We start from the raw sequence: 18,976 nt of genomic DNA on the forward strand, positions 1-18,976 counted from the left end.
TCAGGGGCTATGTGCAGGGCATCATTGCAGCCGCGGACTTTAAGATCAACACCTCTGTACTTGAAGGTGTCAACAATAAAATCAAGCAAATTAAGCGACGAGCTTATGGCTTCCGAGACGATCTGTACTTTTTCTTAAAAGTCAAGGCCGCGTTCCACGGACTTCCGAGATGAACCAAAAAGAGACGCAGTCACTGCGACTGCAAGGCGGACGGCCCGCAGGATTGAGAGGAATCCTGCGGGCCGTCCGCTTTTTTTGAGATTCGCAAATGGTGATGCGGAACGGGGTTTTCGGGTGACGCGGCTTTTAATTTGATTTTTGAGCTACAATTCCGGCATTGGATGAGGTTGTCTGAAGGAGGCCGGGATGTCGGAAGAGGACAAGAGGGAAGCGGGTTCGCCCGCGAGGGGCGGTGCGCGCACGGGCGCGGGCCGTCCGAAGGGATCGGGAACCTATTCCGAGGTGAGAAGCGTGAGGCTCAGGCCCGATGAGGCCGAGCACTGCAGGCGAAAGGGCGGCAACCGCTACCTGAGGGGCCTCATTCGTGCGGACATGACGCGGGAGGAGGCGCCCGAAGGGGAGGACCGGCCTGCGGACGTGCTGCCTCGCGAGCACCTCAACGTACGCGTCGTCGGGCGCGTGCCGCTTGAAACCGATCCGAAGGACAACGTCACGCGCGTCGAGATGAAGGGCTCGTGCGGCTTTCCGTCTCCGGCAGACGACTATGCGAGCGAGGAGTTCAACCTGAACGATTTCTTCGTGCGCAAGCCCCACACGACCTTCGTGATCGAGGCGGACGGCGACTCGATGATCGACGCGGGGATCTCCTCGGGCGACATTCTGCTCGTCGACAGCTCGAAGGAGCCCGTCGACGGCGACATCGTGCTCGCCTATCTCGGCGGCGCGCTCACGATCAAGCGCTTCAAGCGCATTGACGGCGTCATTGAGCTGAGGCCCGAGAACAAGGAGGGCAACTACAGGATCCTGCGTCCCACCGAGTGGGACGACTTCAGGGTGGCTGGCGTCGTGACGGCGCTCGGCCGCATTCTCGGGCGCGGCCCCTAGGCCGTGCGCCTGTCGACGGGAGGAGTCCTGCATGACGACGCGCTTTCTTCACATTGACGGCAACACCTTCTATGCCTCGGTGCACAGGGTGTTCGATCCCACGCTCAGGCGCCGCCCCGTGGTGGTCCTCTCGAACAACGACGGCTGCGTCGTGACGAGGACGGCCGAGGCGAAGGCGCTCGGCATTGCGCGGGGCGTCCCGTACTTTCAGATCAGGGAGCTCGCCGAGCGGCACGGCGTCGCGGTGCTCTCGAGCAACTACGAGCTCTATCAGTCGATGTCGGACCGCATGATGGCGGTGATCCGCACGCTCGTGCCGAGGCAGGAGATCTATTCGATCGACGAGCAGTTTGCGGACGTCTCGGGCATGGAGAATCTTACGGCGCTCGGCCGCGAGGCGAGGGCTCGCGTGCTCAAGTGGACGGGGATTCCGACCTGTGCGGGCATTGCGCCCACGAAGACGCTCGCCAAGCTCTGCGACCACTGGGCCAAGGTTCATTCCGTCTTCGGGGGCGTCCTCAACTGGGACGACCTTTCGCCCGCGCGCAGGGAGAAGGCCTTTGCGGTGACGCCCGTCTCGGAGGTCTGGGGCGTGGGAGGCAGGACGGCCGCCAAGCTCGAGGCCCTCGGCGTGCGGACGGTGCTCGACTTCGTGAGGGTGCCGGGCGGCGTCGTGAGGCGCCTGGGCGGCGTGGTGCTCGAGCGAACCTGGCTCGAACTCCAGGGGCGCTGCTGCATCGAGCTTGAGGAGACGCCGCCGGGGAGAAAGCAGATCGTGCGCTCCCGCAGCTTCTCGGCGCCCGTCTCCGACCTCGACGGCCTGCTGTGCGCGGCCTCCGTGCGCATGGAGAGCGCGGCCCGCGTGCTTCGGCGCGAGGGAAGCGAGGCGACGCACGTGGGCGTTCTCTTCAGCACGAGCCGCTTCAGGGAGAACGAGCCGCAGCATTCGGCCGAGGTGGGCGAAAGGCTCCTGCGGCCGACAGCCGACACCATCGAGCTCACGGCGGTCGCCGAGGCGCTCGTGAGAAGGGCCTGGCGAAGGGGCTTCGCCTACTGCAGGCTCGGCGTGGTGCTCTCGGGACTCGTGCCCGCCGTCGACGGCGCAGCGCGATGCGTGCAGCCGCAGTCCCTCTTCGACGAGCCCGAGGACGATTCGGCCCGTGAGCGGCGCAGAAGGCTCATGATGACCGCCGACATGATCACGGGACGCTTCGGGCGGGACGCGATCAGGACGGCGGCCTGCCTGCAGGCGGACGGCTGGGAGATGCGCAGGGACCGCATGACGCCCTGCAGCACGACGTGCTGGGACGAGATGTCGGGCGTCGACTGAGGACGAAATGCATGCCCGGCCTCCGAAGGAAGGACGCAGCACGATTCGTGGTCATGGATAGTGTTTGTGTGTGAAACAGGGTGCTTCGACATTTCCCCACTCGTTCGAGCCGGCCGGTTATGTCCTCATCGGACCGGCGCTCGATGGCGATCTGATCGGGGACAAAGAAAAAGGGCCTCCGGAAGGGAGGCCCTTTGTTCTGATCGCTGCTTAGCGGATGTGCTTCACGGAAACCGTGGAGAGCACCTTGCCGAGAATGACGATCTTGTCGTCGGTGGCGATTTCGTTCGCAAAGCGCTTGGGATTGTCGATGCGGATGTCGAGCGTGCCGTCAACGAGCGGCTGGATGCGGCGAAGTTCCTTCGTTTCGCCGACCTGGACGAGGTAGACGCCGGAGCCGATCACCTTGTTGATCGTATGGTTGATGACCACGAGGCTGCCGCTGCGGATCGTCGGAGCCATGTCGTCGGATCCCTGCGTGAAGAGCGAGAGCTTGTTGGCTTCCGTGCCGAAGGTGCGCTTGGCGCTGTCGGCCGTGAGCGACAGGCCGATCGTTTCGGAGGATTCGGGACGCGGGCGGATGACGACTTCGTCACGGCCGGAGGCGTGCTCGCCGTAGGTGAGCCAGTGGGCGGAAACGCCGAAGACCTTGGCCATGCGCTCAAGATAGATGACGCGCGGAACGGCCTGGTTGGAGCACCACTTGGAAATGGAAGGCTGGGCGATGTCGATGCGGCGGGCGAGCTCGCGCATGGAGATGCCGGAACGCTTGAGTTCGGAGCCAATGCGGCCGCCGAGTGTGTCGGTCGAGGTGGAATTCACGATAGTCCCCTTGTGAATGTGTAATGAGATCAGCTGGTTTTTCGGATATCGACGGCTTTTGTGGGTCCGTTGATATCTCTTGTTGCTTATAAAATACCTCAAACAGCTGAATCGCGATTCGGAGTATGCACCTAGGTGAACGGGAATCGGCGATACTTTGCGTCAAAATCCTGTTCCCGATGCGGATTCATTTTACACAGAATGAGAGAGTCGAACTAAGAAAACGCTATCGTCGCCGCAAGACGCACGGAACCTTGCGCAAACCGCAATTGGCTAATCTCCCCAGTCGCAGAGGCCTTTACACGGATCTATGGGGTAATTCGGAAATAAACGGTTACAAACTTTGGGTGTGTGTGGACGGAAATTGACGGGTGATCCGGTCGGGAATAGGGGAAGTCGGGAATGACTGCGGTCCGGGCGGGGCGGGGGAAGGGAGTACGTCGTCTGCGGGGTGGTCTCCGGGGGGCTGATCCTGAAGGTATCAGCGGGAGTGTATTCGCTGTGAACGCCAGTGGGACTAGGTCCTTGAGTGGATTTTGTCCCACCGGAAGTTCGATTCGGGCTCGGCTGGCGGGCTCAGCGGCCGGCCTTGGGGCAGCTCGAGCGAAGGCCGCTCGAGCAGGCAATGTTGTGGTAGAACCTGGCGCGGACATCGTCCTTGTCGACGCCCTCGCCCGAGAGGTAGAGGTCGCCGAGGATGGCGCAGGCGCGGGTCTGGCGCATCTGGCAGGCCTTGTCGTACCAGACGGCGGCGGCCTTCGGATCGGCCTTGACGCCGTCGCCAGAGCGCAGGATCTTGGCGGCGCGGAAGCACGACGGGGCGTTGCTCAGGCGGCAGGCGGCCTGGTAGTTCTGAAGGGCAAGCTTCATGTCGACGGGCACGCCGTTGCCGTTCTGGCGGTGCTCGGCCGCGTCGAGGCAGGCGTCCATGCGGCCGAGCCTGCAGGCCTCCTCACCAGCGCACACGGTCGTCGGAGCGGTCGAGGGTGGCGGTGCGCATGCAGGACGTCTCGTTGCCGAGCATGCAGGATTTGCCGAGCCAGGAGACCAACGCCTCGTGCTCGCCCGCGTCGTTGGCGATGCGGGCCATTTCACGGCAGCTGCGGTCGTCGCCGATCGTGCAGCCGCGCGAGAGAAGTTCCTTTGCGGCCGGAAGGTCGGCCGAATAGATCCTGCCCTCGGCAAGCAGAAGACCGAGATGACGGCAGGACTCGGGGTCCCCGCCTCTGCAGCCCTTCTCAAAGAGGGCGCGGGCCTCGCCGACGGCCTTTTGCTCACTCCGGGCCTTGTCGACGGGCGGAAGCACGCGAAGCGCGGCCACCGTGCAGGCGGCGGCCTCGCCGCGGGCGCAGGCGGCCTCGGGCGTCTCGCGGGCCGTCATGACCATGGTCCCGGAAGCAGGTTCGGCCGATGCGGCGGGAGCGGCGGCCGGTGCGGCGTGCGCTGCGTAAGAAAGGGCGGCGGCCGAAAGCATCAGGGAGAAAAGAAGAGCGGATTTGATTTGAAGGGACGTCATGGCGGTCAGCGTCTGTGTGTAAGAAATCTTGGAATTCTGCCCAAGGAGGATGGTGTTTTGCTTAATATCTCGATGAGGGAAAACCCGCACGGGGTCTCGAGGTCATTGCGGCAGAAGCGCCTTGTAGGCCTCGAGGTCCTCGTCGGTGTAGGCGCAGACGGTCACGCGGCCCGCAAAATCGTGCGCAAGCATCGCCTCGAGCGTGGTCTTCGCGGCGAGGTCCACAGGAAAGCGGTGGATGCCGCGGCTGATGCAGCAGCAGGCAACGGTCTCGAACTTCATGTCTCGCGCAATGTCGAGTGCGGACGTGACGGCGCGGCGAAGCGTCTCGACCTCGTCCGATGCGCCGCCGAGCCAGACGGGGCCGACGGTGTGGATCACGTGACGGGCGGGGAGCGCGTAGCCCTTCGTGAGCCGGCTCTCGCCCACGGGACAGCCGCAGAGCTCGATGCACTCGGCGAGGAGCTCGCGGCCCGCGGCGCGGTGGATGGCGCGGTCCACGCCGCCGCCTCCGAGAAGCGAGCGGTTGGCGGAATTGATGATGGCGTCGACATCGAGCGTCGTGATGTCGCCCTTGATGACGGAGATGGCACAAGGCTGCATGGCGGATTCCCGAAATGTTCTGATCCATGGATTGTAGTCTCGAGACTTCGGCATTCGCGGTTTCGTATTCGGAAGGAAGGGAAAATCCGAACGCAGTTCGGCGCAACCGTCCATCCTTTGTGCGCTATCATCGGAAGGTTCTGCCGCAAAACGTGCGGCAGGTCTTGAATTCAATCATCATCAAACGAAACGGATTCGTCATGAACACTCGACTTCTTCTCGGCGCCCTTGCGACTGCCGCCGTGCTGGCCTCACCCGCTCATGCGAAGCTCGACGGCAAGGTGCCCGAGCCCGGCATGGTGACCTTCGTCACCTTCAGCGCGGACGGCTGCCAGCCCTGCCGCCTGATGGAGCCCGCGCTCAGGAAGCTTGACCAGGAGTACGAGGGCCGCGCCGCCATCCGCGAGATCAACACCTCCGAATACCCCGAACTCGTGCCGTACTTCCGCATCGCGGCCGTGCCCACCCAGATCCTCTTCGACAAGGACGGCAAGGAGCTCGGCTGGCACCAGGGCTACATGGACGAGTCGAGCATGAGGCAGGCGATCGAGGGAGCCCTCAAGGCCGCTGAAGCGAAGCCCGACGAGGCGAAGGCCGCAAAGTAGTCGGCAGGATCCGCTCCTTCCTCTCTCCGTCTCTCCGGACGGGAGGCTGAAGGACGAGGACAAGGGACAATTGAAGGGGCGCCGGATGCTGAATCCGCGCCCCTTCGTGCATTCCACCGAATGTGAAAACGGGCGCCCTCCGGCATGGAGGACGCCCGTTTCGATATGGACTTTCGGGATCAGGCCGATCAGAAGACCAGCTTGGAGATGCCCCAGCCGATGAACGTGCCGCAGGTCACGAAGACGAGGCCCGGACGCAGGTAGGAGTGGTTGATCACGAAGGTGCCCAGACGCGTCGTGCCCGTGCGGTCGAAGGCCGTGCAGCCGATCTGCGCGCCGCCCGGGATGATGAAGTCGCCGTAGCAGCAGGCCCAGGTGCCGACGAGGAACTCGGGCGGCAGGCCGAACTTGAGGCCGAGCGGGATCATGATCGTCGTGGAGACCGTCGGGGAGAAGATGACGGTGGAGACGCAGAAGGTCGCAAGGCAGAAGACGAACGGCGCATCCTTGGCGAGGCCGGCGAAGGCGTCGGCGAGGACCTTGGTGTGCTGGTCGAAGAACGTGCCCGTACACCAGGCGATGCCGAAGACGCCCACGACGCCGATGAGGCCGGAGCGGAACACGGAGCCCGAGGCGAACTTCGCGGACGGGACGCGGCAGAGCATGATGATGAAGAAGGCCGTGGCGAGCATCACCATCTGGATGATGTTCGGGATAGGAAGAAGCGTGGTCTTTTCGCCGACCGTCCAGGACGGACGCAGGTCGGAGACGGAGCCCACGAGAATCGAGACCAGAATGCCGAGCAGGAAGATGCAGACGGCACGGCGGGCAAACGGAGCCTCCGCGAACTTCATTTCAGTCGTGGAGTGCGTGGCGAGCCACTGGTAGTCGCCGTTGGCGAGGCGGGCCTTGAATTCCGGGTCGTCCTCGAGCTCCTTGCCGCGCCAGAACACGGAGAGGGCGGCGCAGAAGAGCGAGAGGATGAAGGTCGGGATCGTCACGGCCAGAATCTGATGGAATTCGACGCCCTGAGTGGCCATGATGCCCACCATGGCGGCCATGGCGGCGGACATGGGCGAGGCCATCACGGCGATGCCGGCGCAGATCACGGATGCCGAAACGGCGCGCTCGGGGCGCACGCGAGCCGAGGCCGCCACTTCGGCGACCACGGGATAGACCGCGAAGGCCACGTAGGACGTGCCCACGACCATCACGAAGAAGGAGCACACGAGCGGCCCCACGATGGTAATCATCTTCGGCCAGCGGCGAAGGAGCTTCTCGGCCCAACGGACCATCAGGTCAAGACCGCCCGAACCCTGAAGGACGGACGTACAGGCGATGACCGCCGTGATGATGAGCAGGACGGAAATCGGAGGAGAACCCGGGGGAACGCCAAGAACGAGGACGAGAAGGCACACGCCGAGACCGCCGGCCGCACCGAGGCCGACGCCGCCCAGACGGCCGCCGATGGCTACGCAGACCATAACGATGGCGAACTGGAGCCAGAAGTTGAAATCCATTTCCATGGTTGTAAAGCTTTCTTTTTGGTTGTTGGAGGGAGGCGGCAGTATTTCAGTCAGGGGCCGCCACGCGGTATTTTACAGTTTGTTGCACTGACACACATCATGGTTTTTACGGGGTGCCTGGCGCTCGTTGTGTTCGAAGGCTCCGCATGCACGTCGGCAGCGGGCTTTCGGTATTATTGGCGTGACCCGTGGGCAGTCATGGATTGCCCTGACGACTGAATTCACGAAAGGAGCCTGAAGTGACTGAAACCGCTGTTCCGAATGTTCTCAAGAGCGAGGTGCTCGCCCGATTCGTCGTGGAGACGCCCTCCGAGGCCGTGCCCGACGCGATGGTGAAGAAGGCCGTGCGCCACATTCTCGACTCCATCGGCGCGGGCGTTGCGGGGGCCGTCTCGGTTGAGGCGCAGCGCCTGACGGCCGTGCTTCGCGAAGAAGGCGAGGGGCCCGGCAGGGCCACGCTCTGGGGCCGCGGCGAGACGATGACGCCCGTCAACGCCGCGCTCGTCAACGGCACGGCCTCGCATGCCTTCGAGCTTGACGACACGGGCGGATGCGACCATTCGGGCGCCGTGGTGGTGCCTGCGGCCGTCGCCGCGGTGGAGCTTGCGGACCGTCCCGTGACGGGGCGCGAGTTCATCGACGCGGTGGTGATCGGCTACGACGTCGCCCGCCGTCCGCTCGAGGCCTGCGGCGCCTATGAACCGCACAACGGCGCGGGCTTCCACTCGACGGGCACCTGCGGCACGTTCGGTGCGGCCGCAGCCGCAGCCCGCATTCTGGGCCTTTCCGTGAGGGAGACGCAGAATGCGCTCGGCCTTGCCTCGTCCTTCTCCTCCGGCCTCTGGTGCTGCGTGCACGACGGCGCGCAGAGCAAGCGCATGCATGCGGGCCATGCAGCCTGGGGCGGCCTGATGAGCGCCGTGCTCGCACGCCGCGGCTTCACGGGGCCGACGCACGTCTTCGAGGAGGTCTGGGGCGGCTTCAACCATTCCTTCGCGCCGACCTCGAGCGACCCGGATGCCTATCTGCGCGAACTCGGCGAGAACTGGAAGCTCGGGCGCGTCTCCATCAAGCCTCACGCCTCCTGCCGCTCCACCCATGCCGCAATCGACGCCGTCGACAACCTGCGCGCCGCACACGGCTTCACGGCCGATGACGTCGAGGAGGTGCACGTGATCATCAATCCGTTCGTCTACGGCATGTGCGGTCACGCGACGCTTCATCCGATGAACTCGGCCCAGCTCTCCATCCCCTACAGCGTGGCGGCCGACCTCGTCTTCGGCTCCGCGGGCCTTCCCTCGTTTGCGCGCGCCCGGCGCGAGGACCCGCGCGTCGCCGCCATGATGGCGCGCGTGCGCTTCACGGTCGACAAGAGCCAGAAGGACGACGACGAGCCGATCGTCGAGGTGACGCTCAAGGACGGCCGCAGCTGGCGCGAACACGTGCCGATGCCGCTCGGCGCACCGACCAATCCCGTCACTGACGAGGCGCTTCTCAGGAAGTTCAGGGGCGTGGTCGGCATGGTCTTCACCGAGGAGGAGACCGAGGAGCTCGCACGCACGCTCATGGCGCTCGAAGAGGTCTCCGACTTCAGGACCGAGGTGGCGAGCCTGCTCGCCCGCGAGCCGAGGACGCGCGAGCAGTTCGACGCATAAAGTGCTCGAACATGGTGTGATAAAATCACGGGTTCGCAACCTGCTCTCGGATGGTTCAGCAGTCACCGCGCGAGTTGCAGATGACGACGGCCTCGGCCCGGTAGACGTCTTCGAAATTCTGGGAGAGGCAAAACAAGACGGCCTGCATTCCACATTCGGATTGCAGGCCGTCTTATTTGGTGCTTGTCCCGTCGGAGCGTCAGGCGTCGAGCGCGAGCTTCGATGCAAAGAGCAGGAACATGCTGCCCATGGCGGTGTTGCCGAGCTTCGCGACGGACGGACGACGGCCGAAGAACTTGAGAAGGTCGGCGCCCGCGGTGATGAGGAGCGTCATCCAGGCCATGCTGAAGCATTCAAGGATCAGGGCGAGGATGGTGTAGGAGATCGCCGGATTGTCGAAAGCCGGATCGATGAACTGCACGAAGAAGGAGACGTAGAAGAGAATCGACTTCGGGTTCGTGAGGCTCAGCGCAAGGGCGTTGCGGTAGACCTTGACGAGGCTGCGGCTCTTCTTGACGACGACTTCGGATTCGCCTTCGGCCTTTTCGGCCTTCTTGGCGAAGAACGTGGCGTGGATGGCCTTGCCGCCGAGCCAGGCGAGGTACGCGGCGCCGAGGATCTTGAGCCAGAAGAAGACCTCGGGGTGCGCGAGCACGAGGGCCGCGATGCCGAGGTAGGCGAGGAAGACCAGAACGGCGTCGCCCGTGAAGACGCCCGCAGCGGCGGTGAAGCCCGCGCGGCGGCCGTCGACGATGCTCGTCTTGAGCACGAAGAGCGTGTTCGGGCCGGGGATCATGACGATGATCAGAGCGCCGAGCGCATAGGCCCAGATGTTGAGGATGCCAAAAGTTTCAAGCATGATGGAGATGATCCGTGCGAAAAAAAGACCGCACTCCCTCGGAGTCCGGCCGGCAGATGAATTTTTGCGGTTGGGACGCATTCGACCCCGCGGGCCTTCCTGCATCGGACGACGAAGTATACAGGTTTTCGCCTAGGGGACAACCCCGAAATGAGACATTTTCCGGAGAATTTCCTGCACGCGGAAGGTCGATGTCGTGAAGACGATTGCGGCCGTGGCGAAGCGGGGCGATTGTCGTCTGGATACCGCGTTTGCGGGACTTGCTAAACAACCTCCCCACTGAATTTCGGTACAGTCGAGGCTTTTCGCCTCGGGGTTGTCCCCGATTTGCTGTCACTCCGACCACGAAATCCCTGCTGACGCAGCCCTTGTACGGCAAGGGAAGGAATCTCCCGCCCTCGGAACCTCCCGAACTCGCGCTCGGTGATGCCTTCTCGAGCTTGAATGACTACGACACCGGCGTCAAGCCAGGCTGTTACTCCGGCTAGGACAGTACTTCACCTTTCTGGGCTTTGTGGGATCCGTCGGATCCTGCAAAGCTCGGGTGAGCCAGTCGTCGTGCTTGGCAACGCGAACACGGTACACGTGCTTGCAGACGGTTACGCATTGCGGATCTGCTTTCCATATGATGCCGGTGCGATTGGTCTTCCCTTCGAACGAATGCAGTCCGCGTCCAGAACTGATGAACCTCGGGGAGCCGCCTTCGTAGAGGTGGCGCTCCACCGAGATCCACGCTCTCGAAGCGAATACTAAAGGATCGGTCAGGATCTTGGAGATGTCAAGACATAAAAGAGGCCCGGGTGAAGGATCTGACCCGAGCCTCAGGAAGGAGCCGCCCAAAGGAGAGGAGGGCGGCGCCTTTTTCGAGGAGAAGCTCCCTGCGCTTAGAGCCCAGGGAATCGGCTGCTGCCGGTTAGGCTTCCTTGTAGCCCGTTATGTACTTGCCGGCCATGTACCCGGAAGTGTGGGCGAAGCCGCAGGCGTTGCCGCCGCAGTAGAAGGCGCCGTGGACGCCGGCCACCGTTTCACCCGTAGCGTAGAAGCCGTTGACGGGCTTCATGTCCCAGCCGAGGACTTCGAAGTGCTCGGTGACGCGCACGCCGCCGCAGGAGAGGTTGTTCCACGGGAACATGCGGATCATGCGGTACGGACCGGCACCGATCTTGTGCTGCTGGTCGGTACGGCCGAACTGCGTGTCGTTCTTCGTTTCGACGGCCTTGTTCCAGAGTTCGATCTGGCTCTTGAGGCCTTCGAGGTTCATGCCGGACTTCTGGCAGAGCTCTTCAAGCGTGTCGGCCTTCCAGAGGTTCTTGCCGAGTTCGAATTCCTTGAGGACGCGTTCTTCGGTCCAGGAGGGCAGGCCGACAAGAGCAGAGAGCTTGATCGTCTTGAGCGTGCGGTCCCAGGTGGCCTGGTCGGCGAGCACGTAGTGGCAGCCGTCCGGGTTGTGGGCGAGGTGCGGCGTGACGTGGCAGATGCCTTCCTTTTCCGTCACGAAGCGCTTGCCGTTCTTGTTGACGAGGATGCCGCCCTGGTTGGTGATGAACCACCAGCGGCAGTACGGGCCGTTGCGGCCGCCGGTGACGATGCCGCAGGGATACGAGGCGATGTACTGCATGTGGGAGAGCGGAACGCCGACGTCGCGCACGGCGGTGAGCATGGCGGAGCCGTCGTTGTTCGGGCCGCCGATTACGACGCCCTTGCCGGCGACGGACGGAACCCAGCGGTCAAGAGACTCGGGCGTGCCCGTGATGCCGCCCGTGGCCATGATGACGCCGAGGCGGGCGCGGCAGTTGACGACCTTGTCGTCGCGGCCGCACTGGACGCCGACAACGCGGTTGGCCTTTTCATCAAACCAGAAGCGCGTGACGGGCATGGAGTGATGGATCTCGATTTTGCGTTCGGCGAACTGCTTCACGAGGCATTCGATGTAGTCGCGCCCCTTGAAGGAATCCTGACGATGGGCGCGGCGATGCGTGTGGCCGGCGTAGTTTTCAAGATGATGAGCGGCAAGACCGTGGTCGGAAAGCCAGTCGAAGGCTTCGCCGGAGTGCTTGGCGAAGGCGTAGACCGGTTCCTTGAGGCTCATGTAGTTGCCGTAGGCCATGATGTCTTCTGCAAAGGCCTCCCAGCTGTCCTTGATGGTCGGGTCGGCCTTCTGGAGCTTGGAGCCGTAGGCGGTGAAGAGGCCGCCGCAGAGATTGGTGGCAGTATGGAACGGGGAGAGGCCGGCGTCGAAGACTTCGACCTTCTTGCCTGCGTCGACAACCTGGCAGGCGGCCATCATGCCGGCGCCGCCGCAGCCGAGAACGACGACATCGGTTTCCATGTCCCACTTGGCGGGCATGCCGGAGGCGGAGGTGGAGGCGGCAAAGGCCGGAGCGACGGCGCCTGCAGCGGCGGCGGTGGCGGCGGTGCCGAGAAAATGGCGGCGGGAAAGCATCTTTTCAGTCATGATCATTCACCCTTCATGCGGATCGCAAAGTTGTGGCAGTCGTTGCATTCGAAATGGGACTTGCCGTGCATGCTGTGGCAGGCATTGCAATCCTTTTCGCCGCGGTGATTGCTGTGCGGGTTGGGATTCATCTTGGCGGTGCGTTCAGCGACAGTCTGATAGGACTGGTGGCACTGGAAGCAGGTTTCCTTGGCGGGGGCCTTGAACTGGCCGTTGGCGTGGCAGGTCGTGCAGTCGAGAGAGGCGTGCGGACCATTGATCGTGACCGCGGCGGCATGAGCGCCGGATGCAAGACCAAAGGTCAGGACGACGGCTGCCAGATAAGACTTCAAAAGCATGTCATTCTCCTTGTGGGGCCGCCCGGATTCATGAGGCGCGCCGCAGGAAGTGGAGGATCAGCCTGACGCGCCCGGGGGTGAATGCGGGCAGATGGGTTGGAAGCGGGCGGATGATTCCGCTTCCTTCTGTGCCAAATCTTAAGGATTGCTAAGAAAGAAAAATACGGCTCGGGGGAGGTGGCCGTGGGAGGTGGTGTTAACCCTGAAGAAGGGGCAGGAGACGGGATTTGGACCGCCTCGAGAGCGAGGCCGCGTCGTCTTGAAACGACTCGGGGAGAGGGGAGACGGGCGTTTTCGAAGGGGGCGGGCAGAGACTCGGGGGAGGCTGAGGAATGTCGATAAGGCAGATGGGAGCGTCACGCGGGTGCGCGGCTCCCTGTGCGGATGGAGTGCGGGCTGATGCAGGGCAATCGCATGACTTTTTCGAGGGTTAGCCCTTGACACCGTCAAGCAAACCTTGTAGGCCCAGGGCCGTGCCCATGGTTTCGATGGCGCCAGCGGGCGTCGAGCAGAGTTGCTGCATCGTCTTGACGGAGTTTCGCCGGCCGTTGACGTCCGTAGCGTTCTGTGCCGCGCGGAGCACGTTGAGCGCGATCTTGTTGAGCGTCACACGGTTGCTCAGGTAGTTCGCGTTAGTGCACTGCATCCGGTCCTGATCGAAGCTCACGTCGAGCGCCCAGTGCACGTTGTTTTCGATGCTCCAATGGCGGCGAATGATTTCGCCGGCAACCGCGGCCGCGTCCTCGGAGAACGGAATCGTGGTCATGAAGTAGCGAGTCTGACTTGAATTTCGCCCTCGCTTCCCCTTGGCTTCCGTGTTGTTCGTGACCTTGACGATGCAACCGCCTTTAAGGCCGTTCCACTCTTGGTGGAAGCGATTGGACAAGAGGGAAGCTGGCAGGACGGTCACGCTTCGCTCCTCGATTCGACCTCGATCCGCATCAAGCGTCCGGCACTTGCGCCTGCGGCTCTCTTCGACAGTTGCGAAAAGAAAGTGAACTTCCTTTTGAAGCGTCGGGTGGTTCTCTTTGATCGCGAGGCAGTACCCGACGCCTCTCTCAGCGAGGTACTGAACCAAGGCTTTCTGCGTGTTCATGGCATCGGCGGTGATGAGGTCGCCCGGTTTGAGATCGAGCATGGAGAGAAGCTCAATGGCCGTTGAGATCTCGTTCTTTTTCTCTTCTATGAGCAGGCTAGCCACGACGACCTGATTGATCGAGTCGTACGCGTTGAACACATAGCGCCCCTTGAGCGCGGTGTCGGACTTGGAGGCGGTGACAGCCTGACCGTCGATGTGGAAGACGCGATTGACCGCTTGAGAGATAAGTCCGCTCGTCATACGAGTCAGTAGGCCGTGGAATTGTTCGGCATCGATGAGCTGAAGAACACGGTTGATCGTGTCGTGCGAGATATCCTCTTCCGGGAAGTCGTCGATGAGTTCGGCAAGCTCCGCACGATGTTGCCTCCAGTAGACCGCGGCGCTCACCGCACTGGTGAGACCGGCAAAGGCGGCGAGCAGTACCACCGTCAAAACGGTCTGCAGGGGGTACGCCACCTTCTTTCGGTGCAGACGGGGATCGACGACGGGCTCGAGCGCTTTCTGAATTTCTCGTACAACCTTCGGCTTGACCACGGTCGTTGGTTCGGGGCGCCTCGTCTCACCGGAGGCGGCGGACTTGGATAGCGTCTCGTTTTGTTCCTGAAGCTTGGCGATTTTGAGCGTCTTGAGGTAAGACGGGCTATACGTGAAGACGCCGTCCTTAATGCTCCCCAACGCGACGCGCTTGACTGACGAGCGCTTCTTCGACGGATCGTAGACATGGGCAACGTCACGGAACACGTAGTAGCGCTCGCCTTTGGAACTCCAGTAGATACCGTACTTGGAGCGAAGTTCTTCAGGGACGAGTTCGTGGATCTCGGCGGGGACTTTGAATGCCATTTTATCACCTACGTTATGGGCCATAGGTCTGTTCTAACAGAAGGGCTCGGCATATCAAGCCTTTTTCTGAAGATTTCGCTAGTGCCGCAGGCGACTACAACCCGAGGCCACCTCTCAAATCATACAATCGCCCTGAGGACGGACTTGGTCTCAAGGATGTCGTGAGGTAATTTTGCCAGAATGCAACGAGGAGTTAGACGAACAAACACCTGTAACAGAGGCGATTTCGGCGAAGGGGGAGTTCTTTAGGTAACCCCCCCCCCCCCATCCAGATAATTGCGATTTGCAGTATAATTACATTTACTGTTGTTTTGTTGTTAACAACGTGCATTAACCTTTGATATCAAGGAATTTTCTAGAATGCAAAAGACAATGATCAAATCGATTCTTGCAGTTGCGGTCGTTGGTGCTTTCTCGGCTACAGCATTTGCTGCCATGCCTTCGGTCGATAATGGATCCGGTGTTGCCGACGTGACCAAAATTAATAATAACTTCACGACTTTGGATAACTCGAAGCTGGATAAGTCGACCTATGCCAACAATGCTTTGCTCGTAAACTCCAAGCTTGCTGAGAAGGTCGACACCGCGACGTTCAACACGGCCGTCGACAAGAACAAGACCAACATCAAGGCTAATACCGACGATATTCATAAGCTCCAGAACAAGCTTGTTGAGAATGAATTCCACGACCATGCTCAGGATCAGAACATTGGCGTGAATAAGAACAATATCGAAAAGAACAAGGCCAACATCGAAGCCAATAAGAATGCCATCGCGGCGAATTACGCTGAAATGAAGAACAACTTCGCGGCCGTCAATTCCCGTATTGACAAGCTCGACGACAAGATGAAGAAGGGCTTCGCTGCTCAGGCTGCTCTTAACGGTCTCTTCCAGCCGTACAGCGTTGGCAAGTTCAACGTCACCGCTGCTATCGGTGGTTATGACTCCGAACAGGCAATGGCTCTTGGTACTGGCTATCGCTTCAATGAAAACTTCGCCCTTAAGGCCGGTATTGCTTCCGACCTCAGCGGTTTCGATCATGTCACCTACAATATCGGTGCCAACTTCGAATTCTAAGAAGTCCATTGAGCTTAGCTCGTAACTTACCGAGACGACTTTGTTCCCTCGGTTGGTAATCCCAAAAAACAAACTCCCGGGGTGCTAGATCACGAAAACTAATCTAAGCGCTTCGGGAGTTTTGCTAATCACAACAGAGAGAACAAGTCACGATCCTGCTTGGCAACAGCCTTAACGATGAAGGTATTCGGTGTTTGGTGGGGGAGTAGAACGTCAAATTGTTGCCCACGGTGCTATTCTGCTTGGGAACAAGCCCAATGGAGGCGGCAAACTTGATACGCCCGATGTCGCGGCCGATGTGCACTAGCATTCCAACTGCCGTCTGAGCTCTAACTCCCGGACCGGTCATAATGCGTTGGGCATCGTCATCCGTCTTGGCAATTTCCTCCATGCGCATTTTAGCTTCCTCTTCTTGCTCAAACAGGTTTAGCCACATGTCGCGTCGGCGGTGAAAAGAAGACATCACTTCCTCAGGGATTAGTTCCGTATTTTTCTCCAGATGAGCAATCATGCGTTTTTGAACGAATGATTGGGACTTGGGTCGAGAATAGCCGAACTCTTCGAGACAGGTGTGGATCTGATTCCCCTACTAAGATCCGCAACTCCTGAAGGCTCTTGTACTCGTTCTGCAGGAATTGCAGCGACTGCTGGCGTTGATTCTTCACGAAGACATATTTAGTGCCGGGGACGTAGAAGAGTCGAGCAATGTAGTCCGCATCGCGTATGTCGTCCTTTTGACAAACATTGCGCAATGCTTTGACATCAGCCCCCTTGACAAGGCGTGAGTCATGGCCGAGATCGGCAATCTTGCGTGCACGAACCGTGGAACCTTTGCATGACTCCATCAAGACAACGGCAGGATTACAGTTCGCAAGCCATTCCATTCGTGAATTTCCTCTAGAACGGTAACAACAGCTACAGCTTCAGAGGAAATATTCAGCCTTCATCCAGACCGTCTCGAGCCTTTTTCATAGCCTCTGCTGCTTCCTTGGCTTCGCGTTCCAAGGTCGCCTTGTTCTTGCTCCCTTTCGGTCTGCCGCGGCCTCGCTTTTGCCCAGCTTGTTCAAGCAGCGCGCGTTCACGCGCCTCCCGTTCCAGCGTCTTCTTGTTCTTGCTGCCTTTGGGGCGACCGGGCTTGCGCTTTACTTTTTCAGGCGGCAGTACACCTTTTGCCGCAGTTTCCGCCGCCAGGCGTTCACGCTCGAGCGTTTTTTTATTTTTACTGCCCTTGGGTCGCCCCGGCTTGCGCCTTGGCTTGTCATCGTCCTCTGCCGACTTCTCTTTGCGAGGTCTGCCCCTGGGAGGCTTGGGAGCGTCGGCTCCCTGCGGGAGCCGACGAATTTGGCTCTGCATCGGATTGCTCAGGCGAGCATTCGTTTCCTCGCTCAGGCGCTTCAGAATCTCGGGCGTCACTCCAAACTCTTCGAGGAAGCGCTTCAGTCGAGCCGACAGATTGTCCACAAAGGCATAGACGCCATCGGGCAGGAGCATGAGCTGACAGCGATCGCAATGCCGGATCATCTGGTTGACATCGAGTTCCAGCTTTCTGCAGGCAATCAGGATCTCAGTGCGGATGACGCTCGCAATGAAAGCCACGGCGAGCTTACTTTCGATGCTCTGGCGACTTTGTACACGGGTAACGTGCGAGCCGAGCTGAGACTTCAGCATGGAGAACTGCTTTTCCGAGGCATCACGCAGGCCGTAAAGACTGTGGATCTCGGCAGCTGAAAGCTCATCGGAGGACGCAATGGCGTAGAAGCCCTTGCGGTCTGCCTCTTGCTGCCAGGCCTCGTAGCGAAAGAGTACTTCCTTCTTGCCGTTGATTTCTGCAATCTCAATGAATTTCTTCATTGCCGCAGGGACATTAACTTTGGGCTTGCCGGCGGCAATCTCGGCGCGCAGCGTCATGGAGCAGTCGAGCACTTTGTTGATGAAACGCACGGCACGCGGCGCACTGCTCAAGCCGTCGAAGAAGAGCCCGATGCAGTTTTCCTTAGAACTGTTGGCAAAGATCTTGGCCTTGTCCGTCGTGCCGAAGATGCCGTTCTTGTTGAGAATATTGCGAACGTTCCAACGCACCTCTGCGCCGTGGCGCTCGAAGAGTGTCTGTGCTCCGTTGGTGGAGCCCTTAAGCATGATGATGTAGCGAAGTCCGCACTCCTCTGCCAGGTCGATGACATCCTGCGTGCAGAAGCCGCGATCAGAGATGAGGCCTTCGACACTAATGGACGAAGCAGCGAGGAACTGGGCGATGCCTCGAAAAGCCTTGGCATCGATCATGCTGCCAGGGTTAACGAACCAAGTGATGGGCCGTCCGGTAGTGGCATCGACAGCCCACATGTAGCTGACGATAGGCACGTCCTTGAGTGACTTGGCTTTCCCGAACTCATTGATTTCGCCTGCTTCCGACTCGCAGTTGTTATTCGAGCCATCAATGCAGAGCCAAACCTTGCTACAGCCTTGCTTGGCGCATTGTTTGATCCAGTCGATCTTGAACTGGTGCAGGGCATCAAGCGGGAGGTTCTTGCTGAAGAGTTCAGAGTACCAGGAGTCAGCGTGTCGATCCTTGGAGAAGCACACGCGCATGCGCATGGCGTCCTCAAAGAGATGCGTGCTGTTGGAGCGATCGGCCGCGGAAAACATGGCATAGTCCATGACGGTGTTGCCATAGAGCGGTCCGAAGTGTTTATGCAGCAAGTCATAAAGGCCGTTGCGTTCAGCGATTGCAAGGAAGGTTGCATACGGGCCAAGCGAGAGCATATGAGGCGGCAGGGACTGCTTCTCACCGTAGTGTTCCTTCCAAAGATTTGGGAACAAGAAGCGGAAGGTATCGTTGGGATACATGTTCCCGTTACCGGTAGCGTGTCCGATGGACTTGCGGCGACGCACGTTTCGACTGTCACGTGACATAAGGAAGACGCGTCCGTCGTTCTTGTTGACGTATGCCTGCGGCGGGATCGGAATCTCAGGGAGTTCCCAGTAAATATGACCCATAAAAATTCAAAATTCCGGTGTTATCCTTTTGGATATTTACAGTAGCATATTCTACACGATATTTCAACAAAACAATAAGAAGGCGATCTTCCTGAACCACAGGAGATCGCCAGAATTTTTATCGGTGCGGGATACGATTTTTTAAAGTTTGCGTGTTACCATTCTACAGGAAGTTCACATCATAGAAGAGAA

General features: G+C 60.3%; 17 protein-coding genes. 6 read left to right on the forward strand and 11 right to left on the reverse strand.

Annotated elements, in window-relative coordinates:
* From HMPREF9465_RS13500 to HMPREF9465_RS10860, 3 genes are all read left to right on the forward strand, one after another.
* Nucleotides 1-173: ISL3 family transposase (locus tag HMPREF9465_RS13500; protein ID WP_005436930.1), on the forward strand; the 173-nt coding region annotated here is incomplete at its 5' end.
* 193 nt (nucleotides 174-366) lie between these two features.
* Nucleotides 367-1,065 carry a LexA family protein gene (locus HMPREF9465_RS12555; RefSeq protein ID WP_005436931.1) on the forward strand — a complete coding sequence of 233 codons (699 nt, stop codon included), beginning with the start codon at nucleotides 367-369 and terminating at the stop codon, nucleotides 1,063-1,065.
* 31 nt (nucleotides 1,066-1,096) lie between these two features.
* Nucleotides 1,097-2,395, forward strand: a complete 1,299-nt coding sequence (locus tag HMPREF9465_RS10860) for a Y-family DNA polymerase (protein ID WP_005436933.1) — start codon at nucleotides 1,097-1,099, stop codon at nucleotides 2,393-2,395.
* A gap of 210 nt (nucleotides 2,396-2,605) precedes the next feature.
* On the opposite strand, the gene HMPREF9465_RS10865 is transcribed toward HMPREF9465_RS10860, so the two are convergent.
* The 4 genes from HMPREF9465_RS10865 to HMPREF9465_RS10880 form a co-directional block, all read right to left on the reverse strand.
* On the reverse strand, nucleotides 2,606-3,217 hold the full coding sequence (locus tag HMPREF9465_RS10865; protein WP_005436935.1) for an XRE family transcriptional regulator: 612 nt from the start codon (nucleotides 3,215-3,217) through the stop codon (nucleotides 2,606-2,608).
* Between the two features lie 576 nt (nucleotides 3,218-3,793).
* Complete coding sequence (locus HMPREF9465_RS10870; protein WP_005436937.1) at nucleotides 3,794-4,147, reverse strand: tetratricopeptide repeat protein; 354 nt, start codon at nucleotides 4,145-4,147, stop codon at nucleotides 3,794-3,796.
* Between the two features lie 22 nt (nucleotides 4,148-4,169).
* Nucleotides 4,170-4,733 (reverse strand): sel1 repeat family protein, encoded by a 564-nt coding sequence (locus tag HMPREF9465_RS10875; RefSeq protein ID WP_005436939.1) that lies wholly within the window; start codon nucleotides 4,731-4,733, stop codon nucleotides 4,170-4,172.
* Nucleotides 4,734-4,835: 102 nt separating this feature from the next.
* Nucleotides 4,836-5,336 carry a macro domain-containing protein gene (locus HMPREF9465_RS10880; protein WP_005436941.1) on the reverse strand — a complete coding sequence of 167 codons (501 nt, stop codon included), beginning with the start codon at nucleotides 5,334-5,336 and terminating at the stop codon, nucleotides 4,836-4,838.
* A gap of 200 nt (nucleotides 5,337-5,536) precedes the next feature.
* On the opposite strand from HMPREF9465_RS10880, the gene HMPREF9465_RS10885 reads away from it, so the two are divergent.
* Nucleotides 5,537-5,941, forward strand: coding sequence for a thioredoxin family protein (locus HMPREF9465_RS10885; protein ID WP_005436943.1), 405 nt, complete (start codon nucleotides 5,537-5,539; stop codon nucleotides 5,939-5,941).
* 188 nt (nucleotides 5,942-6,129) lie between these two features.
* On the opposite strand, the gene HMPREF9465_RS10890 is transcribed toward HMPREF9465_RS10885, so the two are convergent.
* The gene (locus HMPREF9465_RS10890) at nucleotides 6,130-7,467 is read right to left on the reverse strand and encodes an anaerobic C4-dicarboxylate transporter (protein ID WP_005436945.1); all 1,338 of its coding nucleotides are present in this window, start codon (nucleotides 7,465-7,467) and stop codon (nucleotides 6,130-6,132) included.
* Between the two features lie 239 nt (nucleotides 7,468-7,706).
* Between HMPREF9465_RS10890 and HMPREF9465_RS10895 the strand changes: the two genes are divergently transcribed.
* The gene (locus tag HMPREF9465_RS10895; protein ID WP_005436947.1) at nucleotides 7,707-9,122 is read left to right on the forward strand and encodes an MmgE/PrpD family protein; all 1,416 of its coding nucleotides are present in this window, start codon (nucleotides 7,707-7,709) and stop codon (nucleotides 9,120-9,122) included.
* Between the two features lie 199 nt (nucleotides 9,123-9,321).
* Here the strand turns inward: HMPREF9465_RS10895 and leuE are convergent, their stop codons facing one another.
* From leuE to HMPREF9465_RS10915, 4 genes are all read right to left on the reverse strand, one after another.
* Nucleotides 9,322-9,981 (reverse strand): leucine efflux protein LeuE, encoded by a 660-nt coding sequence (leuE, locus tag HMPREF9465_RS10900; RefSeq protein ID WP_005436954.1) that lies wholly within the window; start codon nucleotides 9,979-9,981, stop codon nucleotides 9,322-9,324.
* 913 nt (nucleotides 9,982-10,894) lie between these two features.
* Nucleotides 10,895-12,436 carry an FAD-dependent oxidoreductase gene (locus tag HMPREF9465_RS10905; RefSeq protein WP_005436956.1) on the reverse strand — a complete coding sequence of 514 codons (1,542 nt, stop codon included), beginning with the start codon at nucleotides 12,434-12,436 and terminating at the stop codon, nucleotides 10,895-10,897.
* 2 nt (nucleotides 12,437-12,438) lie between these two features.
* Nucleotides 12,439-12,774 carry a cytochrome c3 family protein gene (locus HMPREF9465_RS10910; protein WP_005436958.1) on the reverse strand — a complete coding sequence of 112 codons (336 nt, stop codon included), beginning with the start codon at nucleotides 12,772-12,774 and terminating at the stop codon, nucleotides 12,439-12,441.
* Nucleotides 12,775-13,204: 430 nt separating this feature from the next.
* Nucleotides 13,205-14,713: an ISAs1 family transposase gene (locus tag HMPREF9465_RS10915; protein ID WP_005436960.1), complete on the reverse strand. Its 1,509-nt coding sequence runs from the start codon at nucleotides 14,711-14,713 to the stop codon at nucleotides 13,205-13,207.
* Between the two features lie 360 nt (nucleotides 14,714-15,073).
* Between HMPREF9465_RS10915 and HMPREF9465_RS13935 the strand changes: the two genes are divergently transcribed.
* Complete coding sequence (locus tag HMPREF9465_RS13935; protein WP_005436962.1) at nucleotides 15,074-15,790, forward strand: YadA C-terminal domain-containing protein; 717 nt, start codon at nucleotides 15,074-15,076, stop codon at nucleotides 15,788-15,790.
* Nucleotides 15,791-16,260: 470 nt separating this feature from the next.
* On the opposite strand, the gene HMPREF9465_RS13815 is transcribed toward HMPREF9465_RS13935, so the two are convergent.
* Together HMPREF9465_RS13815 and HMPREF9465_RS10930 are read right to left on the reverse strand one after the other, a co-directional pair.
* A complete protein-coding gene (locus HMPREF9465_RS13815; protein ID WP_231289373.1) occupies nucleotides 16,261-16,674 on the reverse strand; it encodes a hypothetical protein in 414 nt (137 codons plus the stop codon).
* Between the two features lie 52 nt (nucleotides 16,675-16,726).
* Nucleotides 16,727-18,784, reverse strand: coding sequence for a transposase (locus HMPREF9465_RS10930; RefSeq protein ID WP_005435904.1), 2,058 nt, complete (start codon nucleotides 18,782-18,784; stop codon nucleotides 16,727-16,729).
* Between the last annotated feature and the right edge of the window lie 192 nt (nucleotides 18,785-18,976).

The organism is Sutterella wadsworthensis 2_1_59BFAA, assembly GCF_000297775.1.
Classification (GTDB): domain Bacteria; phylum Pseudomonadota; class Gammaproteobacteria; order Burkholderiales; family Burkholderiaceae_F; genus Sutterella; species Sutterella wadsworthensis_A.